The organism is Novosphingobium sp. P6W, from assembly GCF_000876675.2.
GTDB lineage: Bacteria > Pseudomonadota > Alphaproteobacteria > Sphingomonadales > Sphingomonadaceae > Novosphingobium.
On the sequence record NZ_CP030353.1, the window covers coordinates 2,216,267 to 2,229,667 of the forward strand.

General features: G+C 61.8%; 16 protein-coding genes. 11 read left to right on the forward strand and 5 right to left on the reverse strand.

Features of this window, described 5'->3' with window-relative positions; all coding sequences use genetic code 11:
- Window positions 1–2: 2 nt before the first annotated feature.
- The 3 genes from TQ38_RS30185 to TQ38_RS25640 form a co-directional block, all read right to left on the reverse strand.
- Window positions 3–152, reverse strand: a complete 150-nt coding sequence (locus TQ38_RS30185) for a hypothetical protein (RefSeq protein WP_162792391.1) — start codon at window positions 150–152, stop codon at window positions 3–5.
- A 107-nt stretch (window positions 153–259) separates the two neighbouring features.
- Window positions 260–1,240, reverse strand: a complete 981-nt coding sequence (locus tag TQ38_RS25635) for a FecR domain-containing protein (RefSeq protein ID WP_043978099.1) — start codon at window positions 1,238–1,240, stop codon at window positions 260–262.
- Between the two features lie 91 nt (window positions 1,241–1,331).
- Window positions 1,332–1,919, reverse strand: a complete 588-nt coding sequence (locus TQ38_RS25640) for an RNA polymerase sigma factor (RefSeq protein ID WP_052505894.1) — start codon at window positions 1,917–1,919, stop codon at window positions 1,332–1,334.
- Between the two features lie 314 nt (window positions 1,920–2,233).
- On the opposite strand from TQ38_RS25640, the gene TQ38_RS25645 reads away from it, so the two are divergent.
- From TQ38_RS25645 to TQ38_RS25655, 3 genes are all read left to right on the forward strand, one after another.
- Window positions 2,234–3,835, forward strand: coding sequence for a SulP family inorganic anion transporter (locus tag TQ38_RS25645; RefSeq protein WP_240198104.1), 1,602 nt, complete (start codon window positions 2,234–2,236; stop codon window positions 3,833–3,835).
- On the forward strand, window positions 3,832–4,446 hold the full coding sequence (locus TQ38_RS25650; RefSeq protein WP_043978102.1) for a ParB-like protein: 615 nt from the start codon (window positions 3,832–3,834) through the stop codon (window positions 4,444–4,446). Before TQ38_RS25645 ends, TQ38_RS25650 begins: the two co-directional genes overlap by 4 nt.
- A gap of 130 nt (window positions 4,447–4,576) precedes the next feature.
- Window positions 4,577–5,209 carry a DUF4198 domain-containing protein gene (locus tag TQ38_RS25655; protein WP_043978105.1) on the forward strand — a complete coding sequence of 211 codons (633 nt, stop codon included), beginning with the start codon at window positions 4,577–4,579 and terminating at the stop codon, window positions 5,207–5,209.
- Between the two features lie 61 nt (window positions 5,210–5,270).
- On the opposite strand, the gene TQ38_RS25660 is transcribed toward TQ38_RS25655, so the two are convergent.
- Window positions 5,271–5,579, reverse strand: a complete 309-nt coding sequence (locus TQ38_RS25660) for a helix-turn-helix domain-containing protein (protein ID WP_255417988.1) — start codon at window positions 5,577–5,579, stop codon at window positions 5,271–5,273.
- 230 nt (window positions 5,580–5,809) lie between these two features.
- On the opposite strand from TQ38_RS25660, the gene map reads away from it, so the two are divergent.
- The 7 genes from map to TQ38_RS25695 all read left to right on the forward strand — a co-directional run bounded on the left by map (window position 5,810) and on the right by TQ38_RS25695 (window position 10,979).
- Window positions 5,810–6,613 (forward strand): type I methionyl aminopeptidase, encoded by an 804-nt coding sequence (gene map, locus TQ38_RS25665; RefSeq protein ID WP_043978110.1) that lies wholly within the window; start codon window positions 5,810–5,812, stop codon window positions 6,611–6,613.
- Between the two features lie 12 nt (window positions 6,614–6,625).
- Window positions 6,626–6,814, forward strand: a complete 189-nt coding sequence (locus tag TQ38_RS25670; RefSeq protein ID WP_043978112.1) for a hypothetical protein — start codon at window positions 6,626–6,628, stop codon at window positions 6,812–6,814.
- 2 nt (window positions 6,815–6,816) lie between these two features.
- Window positions 6,817–7,968: a glycerophosphodiester phosphodiesterase gene (locus tag TQ38_RS25675; RefSeq protein WP_043978113.1), complete on the forward strand. Its 1,152-nt coding sequence runs from the start codon at window positions 6,817–6,819 to the stop codon at window positions 7,966–7,968.
- 301 nt (window positions 7,969–8,269) lie between these two features.
- Window positions 8,270–8,449 (forward strand): hypothetical protein, encoded by a 180-nt coding sequence (locus TQ38_RS25680; RefSeq protein ID WP_043978115.1) that lies wholly within the window; start codon window positions 8,270–8,272, stop codon window positions 8,447–8,449.
- Window positions 8,450–8,514: 65 nt separating this feature from the next.
- The gene (locus tag TQ38_RS25685) at window positions 8,515–8,925 is read left to right on the forward strand and encodes a PDZ domain-containing protein (RefSeq protein ID WP_162792392.1); all 411 of its coding nucleotides are present in this window, start codon (window positions 8,515–8,517) and stop codon (window positions 8,923–8,925) included.
- Window positions 8,926–9,258: 333 nt separating this feature from the next.
- Window positions 9,259–9,678 (forward strand): DUF2231 domain-containing protein, encoded by a 420-nt coding sequence (locus TQ38_RS25690; RefSeq protein WP_240198105.1) that lies wholly within the window; start codon window positions 9,259–9,261, stop codon window positions 9,676–9,678.
- A 2-nt stretch (window positions 9,679–9,680) separates the two neighbouring features.
- Entirely contained in the window at window positions 9,681–10,979 is a 1,299-nt protein-coding gene (locus TQ38_RS25695; protein WP_043978165.1) for a sorbosone dehydrogenase family protein, read from the forward strand.
- 172 nt (window positions 10,980–11,151) lie between these two features.
- On the opposite strand, the gene TQ38_RS25700 is transcribed toward TQ38_RS25695, so the two are convergent.
- Complete coding sequence (locus tag TQ38_RS25700) at window positions 11,152–11,622, reverse strand: hypothetical protein (protein ID WP_043978117.1); 471 nt, start codon at window positions 11,620–11,622, stop codon at window positions 11,152–11,154.
- Between the two features lie 447 nt (window positions 11,623–12,069).
- Between TQ38_RS25700 and TQ38_RS25705 the strand changes: the two genes are divergently transcribed.
- Window positions 12,070–13,266 carry an IS256 family transposase gene (locus TQ38_RS25705; protein WP_043970547.1) on the forward strand — a complete coding sequence of 399 codons (1,197 nt, stop codon included), beginning with the start codon at window positions 12,070–12,072 and terminating at the stop codon, window positions 13,264–13,266.
- Window positions 13,267–13,401 lie beyond the last annotated feature (135 nt).

The window sequence follows — 13,401 nt, forward strand, 5'->3', positions numbered from 1 at the left end:
GCCTACCGCCCGAAGTCGGTCAGCGCGCGGTCGAGCGGCTGTGACGCGATATCGAAGTGGTACTCATTGGTCGTCTCGCGGGCTGCGGCATGGGCAGCAGGCGTCATCAGGATCATCGCGATCAGCGATGCCCCGGCGTACTTGGCAGACATTTTCGGAGAAACCCCTGTTGGCTCGAAATTGGCGGGGAACGTTTGAAAGGACCTTCACTTCCAAGGACGAACCGAACCTGCCTTCCCGCCAACCCGGCTGAAAAAAATCAGCGCGTCAGCAGATAAGCGGATTCCGCGCGGGAGATGCGGATGCCCAGCCCGGTTGAAACCGCATGCAGGAAGGCGGTGGGATCGGTGGAAGTGAAACGCCCGCCGACCGGGATGCCGGAAAGATCGCGATCGACGATGACGATCTTGCGTGCGAGGAAGCGGTTATATTCGTCCACTGCCATGCCCAGCGTCATGTCCTGGAACAGGATCTCGCCGTCCCGCCACGCCAGGGTGCTGGATATCTGCGCGGCGCTGGCGCTACGCACGATGGCATCGCTGTGCGAAACGAGCAGGCTTTGTCCTGCCGAGACCGAGCGGGCGGTGCCCCCGCCCTGACCCGGCATCTGCGTTCGGGCGCTGCCGAAGAACACCAGCAGGTCGAGCGCTTCGCTGCGCAGACGGGCATTGTAGCGTCCCTGCGACAGCACGAGACTGCGCTTATCACCCCGGATCACTGCTTCGGGGCCATTGCGCAGGACAAGCCCCACTTCGCCTTTTTCGATCCAAAAAGTGCGCTCCGTATCCGAAAAACGCCACGACAGACGTGAGTCAGTATTGAGCCACGCCAAGCTGCCATCGGGCAAGCTGACCTGTCGATTTTCGCCCAACGCAGTCTCGGCCGTACTCCAGGCGTAAGCGCGGGTGGTAAAGGAGCCTGCCCCGAACAGGCCCACGGCAGCGGCAATGCCTGCTGCCTTGAGGAAGCGCCGGCGCGGTAGCGCAGCGGTTGCAGCATCTGGCACGAAGGCAGCCTGCAACGGCGCGAGATCGCCGGCGACCTCATGCCGTCCGGCGCTCTCCCAGACAGCAAGCGCGCGGCAGAACGCCAACGCGTGGGCAACATCGGCGCTGCGCCAGCGCTGGAATTCGGTCTCGTCGATCGTGCCGAGCTGATGCTGCGCAAGCCAGAATGCGGCCTGTGCAGCGACGCTCTCCTCGCCGTTACCGCGAAGATCAGACTCTTCCGTCGCCCGCATCACAGGCAGCTTTCACAAAACAAAGCCATATCCTTAAGACGAACGAAGGGAGCGATCCCGCCAACCCTAATTTGCGAACAAGCAAATAGATTTACGACTGGGATGCCAGGTGCTGCCGCGCGGAAAAGGGCGGCTCCTCGTCTGTGCTTGCACGATGACCAATGTCGCAAGGTTGCAGCGCCTCGGTCAGCAGGTGAACGGCGCGCGCGAGACGCTTCTCGAGGGTTGAGAGACTGACCCCCAATTCCCGCGCCATCTGGCTGGGCGATTGTCCTTCGATCCGCCGGCGGATGAATACCTTGCGGAAATGTTCGGGAAGCGTATCCAGCGCCCGCGCCAGTTCCACCACCATCTGCTTTCCCGCGATGACACGGTGCTGGTCGGGCGCGTCATCGGGCATGTCGAAGTCTTCGATGTCGAGGATGCGGCGGAATTCGACGATCTTCGAACGTCGCACCCGGTCGATGAAGATGTTGCGCGCCATGCGTAGAATATAACCGCGGTGATCGCTGATCGCCTGCCAGCCATCGGTTGAAAGCACCCGGGCAAAAACGTCATGTACAAGATCGCGGGCATCTTCGCCGTTGCCGCACATTCTGCCAGCAGCCGCCAACAGGACCTGCTCATGCGGCAGGACTTCCTCGACGAACCATTGGTCGATTTGGCGAATGACAGGCATTTTTTGCGACAACCCCAGGGCAATGAAGGCGCGCTTAGGTGAGTTACATGGCATCTCGGCGACACCGCCGCGTCTGCCGGCGGAGATCCTCGATGGTCGCCTCGCATGGGCTGACCAAACGTCTCATTTACTTCATGTTGAGCGCCTAGGCCGCGCTCGGATCTGGTCCTCCCTTGACCACATCTTCCCTGAACTACTCTATGCCCAGCGGCCCGCGCCGCTGGGCTTTTTTCGGGATGCCGCGCAAAAATCATGCGAAGTTTTGCTCGCAGATCGCCAATTCCGGCTTAGAAGAAGCAATGCGCCGGGGAGACATGATCGCTGGACTTTCGGTTGCGGGGCTGATGCTTCCCGAGTCCGTCGCCTATGCCGGCATTGCCGGGCTCCCTCCCCAGCGTGCGGTGATGGCGGCGATTGCGGGATGCCTGATCTACGCCCTCGTCGGGCGAAGCCGTTTTGCGATCGTGTCGCCCACGTCATCCTCGGCAGCCATCCTTGCCGCGACGCTGGCAGTCTTTCCCGGCAGCGCGGCGCAGAAGGCCGCGATCGCGACACTCGCCGTCGCCCTGGTAGGCCTGTTCTTCCTTGTCGCGGCGGCCGGACGACTGGGTAGCCTTACAGGCTTTGTATCCCGGCCTGTCCTTCGCGGTTTTGCCTTCGGGCTGGCGATCACCATCATCCTGCGGCAACTACCCTCAATCGTTGGTGTGCCCGAACAGGGTTCGTCCATCGCCGGCATCGCGATCAACCTGATACGCACCATACCGCAGTGGCATGTCTCAAGCCTCGTCACCGGCGCACTGGCATTAGGCGCCCTGTTCCTGTTCAGGCGGTGGCCCTCCCTTCCCGGTGCATTCTGCGTTCTGGCCGGCAGCATCCTTGCGTCCACGGCGCTATCTCTTTCCGCGCATGGGGTTGCCGTGGTGGGTACGATCGATACCGCGCTCCAATGGCCGCAATGGCCCGGCATGACATTTCGCGCCTTCTCGCAACTGGCGCAATTGGTCCTGCCGCTGGTGCTTATTCTTTTCGCCGAAAGCTGGGGGACCATCCGCGCCTTGGCGCTGCGCCATGGCGACACGGTAGAGCCGGACCGTGAACTCCTGTCGCTGGGCATTGCCAACGCCGGTGCCGCGCTGGTGCAAGGGATGCCGGTGGGAGCGGGATTTTCGGCAGGGTCCGCCGCCGAGGCAGCAGGTGCGCAAAGCCGCTGGACCGCCACTCTGGCCGCCTGCGCCCTCGCCATGATGATCCTGGTCGCGGCTCCCGCGATCGCCAATCTGCCCAAGCCGGTCCTTGCCGCTGTAGTCATCGCCGCACTTTCTCACGCGCTTAGCCCGGCGCCGTTGCTGCGGCTTTGGCGCCTCGACCGGGACCAATTCGTTGCGCTGGCCGCCGCCGCAGGCGTGATGGCGTTCGGCGTGCTGGACGGAATGCTGCTGGCAATCGCGTTGTCGATCGCAGCGTTGCTACGCCGACTGGCGGCACCGCACATCGTCTTCCTGGGCCAGTTGGGTACCAGCCACGACTACGTCGACTGGAGCCGCCACCCGGAGGCCCGTCCCATACCCGACATGCTGATCGCGCGGCCTGTCGTTCCCATCTTCTTCGCAAATGCCGATCGGGTGTTCGCTGGAATTGCGAAAAGCGCAGCGGCGGCAGCGCAGGTCACGATGCTGGTCCTCAGTCTTGAGGAAAGCCCCGACATGGACAGCACCGCACTAGATGCCCTCATCGATTTCGACGAGGTCATGGCGAAGCGCGGCGTCGCGGTCGTGTACGCCCGGCTCCACGATCAACTGCGCGACCTGCTGGTGAAATCTGGTGCCGGGGATATTGCGCAGCGAAGTCATTTCAGTGTCGACGATGCCGTGAAAGCCGCTCTTGCAGCGCCCTTGAAAGCAGGAACTTCATGAAGATGATCGAACCATTCCTCCGCCCGGTCGAAGTCACCGCCCTGCGCCCCACGCAGATGACCGTGGGGATGAGCGAGGTCGAACGAAAGCGCCGGCTCTGGCGCGACCATAGCGAACGCGACGGGCCCGAATTTCTAGGTCGCCACATGCTGCCGGTGGTGCTCGGGCCGGACGAGCGCCATTGGCTGATCGACCATCACCATCTGGCCCTAGCCCTGCACCAGGAAGGCGCAGGCCATGTGCTGGTAAACATCGTTGCCGACCTGCGGGTGCTCAAGCGCCAGGCTTTCCTCGTATTCATGGACAACAGGAACTGGCTTCATCCCTATGATGCGCAAGGCAAGCGTCAGCCTGCGAAGGACCTTCCCAAGAACATCGCGGATCTCGGCGATGATCCGTTCCGCTCGCTGGCGGGGGCGCTGCGACGTGCCGGGGGCTATGCCAAGGTTCCGACGCCCTATTCCGAATTCCTCTGGGCCGATTTCCTACGGCGGCGGATCAGCGCGGAAAAGCTCGCCAAAAATCCCGAGGCTGCCTTGACCAAGGCCCTGTCGATTGCCTGTGATAAGGACGCCGATTTTCTACCCGGCTGGTGCGGGGCTCAGGATTGAACCCGTAACAGGAGGGCGCCGAGTTCTGAGGCATCGGGCAAACGCCGCCTTGCTAATGCAATCTAATAGCGATAACTGAACTTCGATATTGCCGGTAGGCCGGCCACATTCAGAAATTGCGGAGCACACGATGACCATCAGGTACCTGGCCCCCTTGTTCCTCGTTTTCGCCGCTCCATCAGTAGGCGCCCATGAGGTATGGATCGAACGCGACGCCTCCGGCCCGGCCCGTATTTACCTTGGCGAACCTGCCGATGCACTCCCCGTCAGCGGTGACCCGGAGTTCGATCACCTCAAGGCGCCCAAGCTGATGCCGGCAAGCAAGGCTGCGCTCACCCGCAAGGCCGGATATCTGGAAGTGAATGTTCCCGCTGGTGACGTGCGTGCGCACGACGACACCGTGTTCGCCCCCTGGGGTGAGGCTACGAAAAAGGAAGGTGTGGCCTATTATGCACGCGCGGGCCGTAGCGAACCACGCGCGTTGATGCCGATGGAGATCGTACCCGTGGCGGCAGGCAGCGACCGCTTCGCAGTCATCCGCGACGGCAAACCGGTAAAGGATACGCCGGTCACTGTGATCTCGCCGGATAAGTGGTCAAAATCAGTGAAGACCGACGCGCAGGGCCATGTCGCTGTGCCGATCCGCGAAAAGGGCCGCTACCTCATCTCTGCGTCGCTGAAGGATGAGGGTAACTTCGACACCACTCTCGGCGCGGTATCTGTCCTGCACAGCATCGCCACTACGACTTTTGTCGTGGACTGAACGCCGTACTTCGAACGCCGCCTGCTCGATCCTAGTCGGGGCACGCGGCGTTCGCAGACCTTCACCGGCTGTCTTGATTGTCCCGATAGGCGAGCAGCACGGGTAAATGATCGTCTATCCAGTTCGCCAGCGCTTCTACCCGGTCCGCTGCCTCCCGGCCGAGGTCGGTCAGCGTATATTCGACGTGCGGCGGAACCACCGGATAGCTTTGCCGCTTTACCAGCCCGTCGCTCTCCAGCTGCTGTAGCGTCTGCGCAAGCATTCGTTCGCTCACTCCGTTCAACTTACGCCGAAGCGCGTTAAACCGGATCGTACCGGGTTTCAGCGCGATAAGTGCGAGTACGCCCCAGGTGCTGGTCACGTGTTTCATTATCTCTCGTGACGGAGAACGCGATTGGAACACGTCGCCGCGCTCCATACGATCGGCTAGCCGCGTAGACGTGCGCTGCAACATCGACACTTACCTTTATGTGCGTATTTACTTGTCACAAATTAGGCGAGTATGTGCCCCTCGGCAACACCGACCACGCAGGCCCTTATATGAAGCCGCTGCAGCAGCAGGCCGGGGCCATGCCTAAAAACCGAGGACGTCTTCCACCCATGAAGCATGCAACCTACATCGACGCGGCGCTGGCGCCGATCGAACGCACGGAAGCCATCAAGCTGCATGGGCCGGACGGTTTCGAGGGGATGCGCAAGGCAGGGCGGCTCGCTGCCGACATGCTGGACCGTCTCGCCCCTCACGTCGTTCCCGGCGCGCGCACCGACGCGCTCGATGCCATGGTCCACGACATGGCGCTGGAGGCAGGGGCCACCCCCGCTTCGCTTGGCTATCACGGGTATACGCATAGCTGCTGTATCTCGATCAACCAGGTGGTCTGCCACGGCATCCCTTCGGAGCGAACGTTGAAGGAAGGCGATATCGTCAATATCGACGTGACCCCGATCCTGGACGGATGGCACGGCGATACCAGCCGCATGTATATGGTGGGCGAAGTTCCGCTAAAGGCGAAGCGGCTGGTCGAAGTGACTTACGAAGCGATGATGCGCGGGATCGAGCAGGCGCAACCCGGCAACCGGCTTGGCGATATCGGCCATGCGATCGAGCGGTTCGTGGCCAAGTATCGCTATGGGATCGTTCGCGATTTCTGCGGCCATGGGCTCGGCAGGGTGTTTCACGATGCGCCGGACGTGGTGCACGCAGCCAAAGCGGGCACTGGCCCCGAACTGCGCCCAGGCATGTTCTTTACCGTCGAGCCGATGCTGAACATCGGCGGGCCCGGCGTGAAGATCCTCGAAGACGGCTGGACCGCAGTCACGCGCGATCGCACACTTTCCGCCCAGTTCGAACATTCGATCGGCATCACCGAAACGGGCCACGAGATATTCACAGCCCCCGCATGAGAACGGGCGCTGATGCCGTTGAACGGCCGCATCGCGGTTAATCTTCTCCACCTGACTACGGCCTGTTTCTCGCTCAACGTCATCAACATCTTCGACATCAAAAGTGCATCGACGGTGTCTATCAGCCAACCTTCTTCGGTCCATGCGGCCTGTCCGCTGGCTCAGCGCCATTGGCTCATGACGTTTTCGGTAGGGATGTAAATATGACGATCAACACCTTCTGCCGGCGCGAACTGGTCCGCGTCGGAGCCGGTGCGGCAGCGGCAGGCGTCGCGCTTGGCGCAGCCCCTTCGGTCCTTGCGGCGGCGAATGACGTGGCCCCGCGCAAAAAGCCGCTGGTCATCGGCCACCGCGGTTGTTCGGCGCTGCGGCCAGAGCATACGCTGGCTTCCTATGCCAAGGCCATCCAGCAGGGCGCCGACTTCGTCGAACCGGATCTGGTCTCCACCAAGGACGGCGCCCTGATCGCCCGGCACGAAAACAACATCGCCGAAACCACCAACGTCGCCGATCACCCCGAGTTCGCCGATCGCCGCACCACCAAAGTCATCGATGGGGAATCGCTTACCGGCTGGTTCACAGAAGACTTCACTCTGGCTGAGATCAAGACCCTGCGCGCGGTAGAGCGGCTCAGCGCCATGCGCCCGGAAAGCAAGAGCTACGACGGGCAGTTTCAGTTGCTCACGCTGGAGGAGATCACCGATTTCGTCGCGGCAGAATCCGCTGCGCGCGGCCGCACAATCGGCCTTATCCCCGAGATCAAGCACCCGACCTACTTCTCCAGCATCGGATTGCCGCAGGAACAGCGCTTTCTCGACCGAGTAGCTCTCAGCCACTACCTTTCGACCGCGCCGGTGATCGTCCAGAGCTTCGAGGTCGCCAACCTCAAGTGGCTGCGCCCGCGCATCGGCGCCTATACCAAGCTGCAACTGCTGCAACTGACCGTCCCCATGGACATGAGCCCGCCGGATGTCACCGCCGCCGGCGGCAAACTGACCTACAACCAGATGCACACCCCGGCAGGTCTGGCCGAGATGAAGACTTATGCCGACTGGGTGTCACCGGTACTTCAGGGCATCATCCCGTTCGGCGATGCGACCGGCAAGTCCGGGCCGCTGGGTAAGCCCAGCAGGCTGGTGCGCGATGCCCGGGCCGCCGGACTGCTCGTCTCGACCTGGACGGTAAGGCCGGAAAACCGCTTCCTCCCCACTGACTTCCAGGGACCGGGCGGCGATGACGCCCGTCAGGACAAAGCCTGCATCGAACTGATGCGCCGCTACATCGCGGCCGGCGTCGATTCCTTCTTTACCGACGATCCGGGCCTCGGCCGGGTAGCGGTGGACGGCATGGTTTGAGAACAAGCCCATGGGGCGTACGCACCCGGCGGAATGATCCCGCCGGATGTTCCCCAAGCTGATGCGCAGCGCCGGGAATCCGCCCTCTAATGACCGATCCTTCATGTTGTGGCATCGAGATGGTGCCGAACAATTTATCGTCATTTCAATTTGATAGTACGGCCGCCAAGACGCCGGATGGCTGGAACATGACGAAACCGTAAATTGCATCGGCACGCAAATCGGGCGAATTTCGTAACTGCGATCAGCGGGTGCCAGCTTTGGCGATCCCCTGACCCGCAAGCGAAAAGGAACCGAAGTCGTGCATAGCAAGTCGCTCCTGCTCCTCGCCGGCCTCGCACTGACCGGTGCCACCACCGCCAACGCGGCAACGCCCGCAAAGGCCCCGTCCGCCCAAAGCCATCACACGAAAAAGGCCGCCCACCATGCGGCAAAGCCCACAGCGAAAATGGCCGTCAAGAAGACCAGCAAGCCAGGCTGATCCCAGCCCTGCCTGTGGAGGCGCCGAAGGGCACCTCCACAGCCGCTCTCGCGATGGATGAAGCGATGCGCGAGTATGCCGGCCCCTCCCCGATGCAGCGCCGGTTTGTCCGGCTGGCACCGTTGCTGCTGCTGCTCGTACCCGCCGGAACGATGCTGTTTTCGGTTTCCCACACCGGACGCATGTGGTTCGCCTCGCTTGCGGGCCGGTCCGAAGCGCGCTCGCTCCTGCCCGGCATGACCATCGAACCAGCCCCATGGGAGCCGGGCCGACTGGTCGTCACCAGCATCCGTTCGGGCAGCGAAGCCGAGCTTAAAGGCATCCCCGTCGGGGACAGCGTGCTGGATCTGAACGGCAGGCCCATCTTCACACTGGAACAGGCGCACCGTTATCTGCAACAAGGCACCGTTGTGCGGCTGTCAGTGTCGCATCAAGGCCGGCCGCGCACCATAGTGCTGGGCCGGGAAGGAGCATGACGATGCTCGTCGCCACATCGCCCCGCGTCGTGAGCCTGAGCGGCACAATGCACAGGATGGGCGAGCATCTTGGCGATCGGCGGCTCTTGGAGCCCATCCGCAACATTTCCCCGGTTGGAAGCTAAACAGCGCTACTACGCCATGCTGGACTGCGGACCACTGGCAGCCTGACTTAAAGCAAATGGCTTCCAGCAGTCCCGGCGCAGTCCAATGCAGGCATCGGCGGTTGCTTGCCAGCGACGGAGATGTGGGGGCGTGAGGTTTCCTGGCAACCCATCGTCACTCGGCGCATTTGAAAACATGGCCTGATTCAAGGTCGTGGAGGATTTAAACTTGTCAGCAGCCATTCCGCGCAGAGCCACTACGGTCTTGCATCCTCTCCATGGCGTGCTGTTGGCATTCCCCGTAGCGCTGTTTCCCGGCGCGCTAGCGGCGGATGTAACGTACCTCAACAGTTCGGAGATGCTGTGGTCGAACTTTGCAGCGTGGCTAATCGCAGGCGGGGTTTTCTTCACCGGGCTGACTTTGGCATGGGCGCTTCTGCGCCTGGCCATGCGCCGCCCCGGCAGCCGCTGGCTGGCCGTGATCCTGGCAATACTGTTCGCAGTCGGCCTCGTGAACGCTTTTCAGCACAGCCATGATGGCTGGAGTTCGGTCGGTACCACCGGCTTGGCTCTGTCCATTATCTCCACGTTGCTGGCGCTGATTGCGGGATGGATCGGCTACACTTTTCCGCGGGAGCTGCGCGCATGACCATGCTGCGATACGCCATGCTGGCGCTGACTGCCCCGCTCGCCCTCGCCGCTTGTGACAAGGCGCCGGACCCTGACCAGACCGGCGCACGTCCGCAACTGCCCCCGCAGAAGGAGACAATGCTCCCGCCGATGAAAATCGCGCGGCCGGCGGGTTGGAACGGCGCCGCCCCAAGTGTGCCCGAAGGTTTCCGGATCACCCCGATCGCGACGGACCTGAAAGTTCCGCGTCAGATGTTGGTGCTTCCTAACGGCGACGTGCTCGTCTCCGAAGGGCTGGGCGGCAGTGCGCCCAAGTTGCGTCCCAAGGACGTCATCGCCGGCTACATCAAGAGTCTCGGCAAAAGCGGGACAAAGGGCGGCGATCGCGTCACGCTACTGCGCGACCGCGATGGCGATGGGAAGTACGAATTGCGCACCGTGCTGATCAGCGGTCTCAACGCGCCGTATGGTCTGGCTCTTGTGGGAGGCGATCTCTACGTCGCCAATCAGGACGCGCTGCTGCGCTTCCCCTATCGCGACGGCGCGACGCGGATCGAGGGGCCGGGCGAAGTTGTCACCAAACTGCCCGCGAACCCCAATCATCACTGGACCAAGTCGCTGACCGCCAGCGCCGACGGTACGCGCCTCTATGTCGGCATCGGTTCCAACAGCAACATCGGCGAACGCGGCATGGCGCTGGAAGAGGAACGCGCGGTTGTATGGGAAGTGGACCGCGCCAGCGGGGCCCATCGGACGTATGCCTCGGGCATTCGCAATCCGACCGCGCTAGCGATCAACCCCGCAAATCAAGCGGTATGGGCGGTCGTCAACGAGCGTGACGAACTCGGCGCCGACCTCGTGCCTGACTATATGACGTCCGTGAAGCCGGGAGCGTTCTATGGCTGGCCTTACAGTTACTACGGCAACCACGTGGACCCCCGCGTCCACCCGCAAAAGCCCGAAATGGTGCGCAAAGCCATAGCGCCAGACTATGCCCTGGGCTCTCACGTGGCCGCGCTTGGCCTGACGTTCCTGACAGGCGGCGGCTTTGGAGGCAATTATGCCGACGGCGCTTTCGTCGGTGAGCACGGAAGCTGGAACCGGCGCCAATTGGCCGGATACAAGGTAGTGTGGGTTCCTTTCACTAACGGGCGTCCCGCAGGCAAACCCAGTGACTTTGTAACCGGCTTCATCGGTCCCGATGGCAAAGCGCGAGGACGGCCAGTCGGCGTGACGTATGATCCAGTCCGCCGAGCGTTGCTGATCGCCGATGACTTGTCCAACACCGTCTGGCGCATCACACCCTTTCAAGCCCGTTGAGGACATTATGGCCTCGGGTTGAGGTTCTGCTCAGACAGAAAGGGGCGAGGCCCCATCTGAAGCTGGAAGTTTCTTTCGCCTTCGGCATGAGCATAGCTGGAAAGGGAAGCTGGCTGCCGGCGGGCCTTTGCGCATAGGCGACAAGCGGCCGCCTGATAGCGGCGTTCCATGCTTAAATGGAACGCCGCTTTACCACAGTAATTGATCCCGCCTCGCCAGGCCAAAGTTGAACTCTGTAGAGGTCGTTTCCCTCAAGACCATCGGCCGAGAGATCGTTCAAATTCGCATATGATACGCGTGCTTTATAGGAGCCGGGCTGAACGGAAAACCGTTTCGCCTCATCGGAATTTTCTGTGCAGCCGAACGCGATGAGCGTGCCGCTCGGGAGTAACAGTCCGCAGTCAATCACTTGATCCCACTCGACCAAGTCGCTCGCGGGCTCGGCGTGATGAACTTCGAGTATTAGCGGCACGTGCATATTCCGGGCGGTTCCGACCGCCACAAGATCAGAGCCTGCTGCCAGCATACGATCGGTCGCAACTTCATCCCAAAGTGTACTTGTGTTGGTCTCGAAATGCCCGTCGCAGACATAGAACTGAAAATAGTCAGCGAACAGGTTGAGACGATGAAGCTGGGTTTGCATCGCAATTGATTATCGCGATCCGTATCCACTATCCATCGCATTTTTTCGAAACCAGATAGGCAGTTTCCCACCCCTTTGAGTCACTGGCAGGCGCATGGCTCATCCCGGAAACGGAACGGTAGCCCTTCAAAGATCTAATCCGAAACCCGTATGGCAGCACACGCCCCTAGCGGACCTTCAGCCTATCTCCGATCAAATGGATCAGAGATGTGTCCCATTGTCCCGAACGTGACGCAGAGCCGATTTTCGGCACGCAGGATGGTGGTTGATCCGCCCCTCCAACCAACGTCGCCACGTCGGGTCCGCGAGAGCGAGGTGATGGGCTTCGGCAATGCTGCAGCCGGGTCGTGTCCCGCGGGGTGGTGTAGGAAGGTTTCCCTGAGAGGGTGGCCACCGTCGATCTTCTGGTAGGGTTCGGATGCGAACTCGAACCTGGAGAAGAAGACGATGACCGAGGACAGAATGGCCCTTGTCGAGCTGATTGAGCAAGGGGCTGATAGCGATTTGGTGCGTGAGATGCTGGCTTTCGCCGCAGAGCGTATGATGGATCTCGAGATCGAGGCGAAGACGGGCGTGCCTTGCGGATCACGCAGCCCTGAGCGGCTGAACCACCGCAACGGCTACCGCGAGCGAGGTTGGGATACGCGAGCTGGCCGGATTGATCTGGCGATCCCGAAGCTGCGCAAAGGCAGTTACTTCCCAAGCTTCCTGGAGCCACGCCGCACTGCCGAGAAGGCCTTGGCGGCAGTGATCCAGGAAGCCTACGTCCACGGTGTTTCGACCCGTTCGGTCGACGATCTGGTTAAGGCGATGGGCGCCAGCGGTGTTTCAAAGAGCCAGGTCAGCCGTTTGGTTGCCGAGATCGACGAGCGGGTGAACGCTTTCCTCACGCGACCGATTGAAGGCGAGTGGCCCTATCTATGGATCGACGCCACCTACCTCAAAGTGCGCGAGGGCGGACGGATTGTCTCGACGGCGGCGATAATCGCGGTGGGCGTCAACACCGATGGCCGGCGCGAGGTTCTGGGCGTAGCCACCGGCCCGTCGGAAGCCGAACCCTTCTGGAAAGCCTTCCTGCGCTCGCTGGCGGATCGCGGCCTGCGAGGTGTGAAGCTGGTCATCTCCGACGATCACAAAGGGCTGCGCGCCGCGGCCAGCAAGGTATTTGCCGCAACCCAGCAGCGCTGCCGGGTGCACTGGATGCGCAACGCGTTTGCCCATGCCGCGCCGAAACAACGACCCGCTGTCATTGCCATGATCAAGACCATCTTCGCGCAGGAAACGGCCGAGGCAGCGCACCAGCAGTGGGACCAAGTTGCTGATGCCCTGCGCGAGAAGTTTCCAAAGCTGGCCGACATGATGGACGCATCACGCGAAGACGTGCTCGCCTACATGGCCTTCCCCAAGGATCATTGGGCGCAGATCGCCTCCACAAATCCACTGGAAAGGGTCAACAAGGAGATCAAGCGAAGGGCAGACGTGATCGGCATATTCCCGAATGACGCTGCCGTCGTTCGTCTCGTCGGAGCACTCATGCTGGAGCAAAACGATGAGTGGGCGGTATCGCGCCGCTACATGACACTGGAAACCCTCGGCTCGGTGAGCCATAACCCTATCGTCAGCTTGCCAGCACTGGCAGCCTGACCTGAACCTGATCCTGCCGTGGATCGACGGTTCCTACACCACCCCGCGGGACACGACCCGAAGTGGCCTCGCCCAAATTTTGCCGTGCTACACAGGATAATTTCGATCCGCTGTGCATAGCGCTCGCGAAAGCGG

Coding starts and splice junctions, on each gene's coding strand:
- TQ38_RS30185 (WP_162792391.1), bottom strand. CDS start 152: ATGTCTGCCAAGTACGCCGGGGCATCGCTGATCGCGATGATCCTGATG.
- TQ38_RS25635 (WP_043978099.1), bottom strand. CDS start 1,240: ATGCGGGCGACGGAAGAGTCTGATCTTCGCGGTAACGGCGAGGAGAGC.
- TQ38_RS25640 (WP_052505894.1), bottom strand. CDS start 1,919: ATGCCTGTCATTCGCCAAATCGACCAATGGTTCGTCGAGGAAGTCCTG.
- TQ38_RS25645 (WP_240198104.1), top strand. CDS start 2,234: ATGATCGCTGGACTTTCGGTTGCGGGGCTGATGCTTCCCGAGTCCGTC.
- TQ38_RS25650 (WP_043978102.1), top strand. CDS start 3,832: ATGAAGATGATCGAACCATTCCTCCGCCCGGTCGAAGTCACCGCCCTG.
- TQ38_RS25655 (WP_043978105.1), top strand. CDS start 4,577: ATGACCATCAGGTACCTGGCCCCCTTGTTCCTCGTTTTCGCCGCTCCA.
- TQ38_RS25660 (WP_255417988.1), bottom strand. CDS start 5,579: ATGAAACACGTGACCAGCACCTGGGGCGTACTCGCACTTATCGCGCTG.
- map (WP_043978110.1), top strand. CDS start 5,810: ATGAAGCATGCAACCTACATCGACGCGGCGCTGGCGCCGATCGAACGC.
- TQ38_RS25670 (WP_043978112.1), top strand. CDS start 6,626: ATGCCGTTGAACGGCCGCATCGCGGTTAATCTTCTCCACCTGACTACG.
- TQ38_RS25675 (WP_043978113.1), top strand. CDS start 6,817: ATGACGATCAACACCTTCTGCCGGCGCGAACTGGTCCGCGTCGGAGCC.
- TQ38_RS25685 (WP_162792392.1), top strand. CDS start 8,515: ATGCGCGAGTATGCCGGCCCCTCCCCGATGCAGCGCCGGTTTGTCCGG.
- TQ38_RS25695 (WP_043978165.1), top strand. CDS start 9,681: ATGCTGCGATACGCCATGCTGGCGCTGACTGCCCCGCTCGCCCTCGCC.
- TQ38_RS25700 (WP_043978117.1), bottom strand. CDS start 11,622: ATGCAAACCCAGCTTCATCGTCTCAACCTGTTCGCTGACTATTTTCAG.
- TQ38_RS25705 (WP_043970547.1), top strand. CDS start 12,070: ATGACCGAGGACAGAATGGCCCTTGTCGAGCTGATTGAGCAAGGGGCT.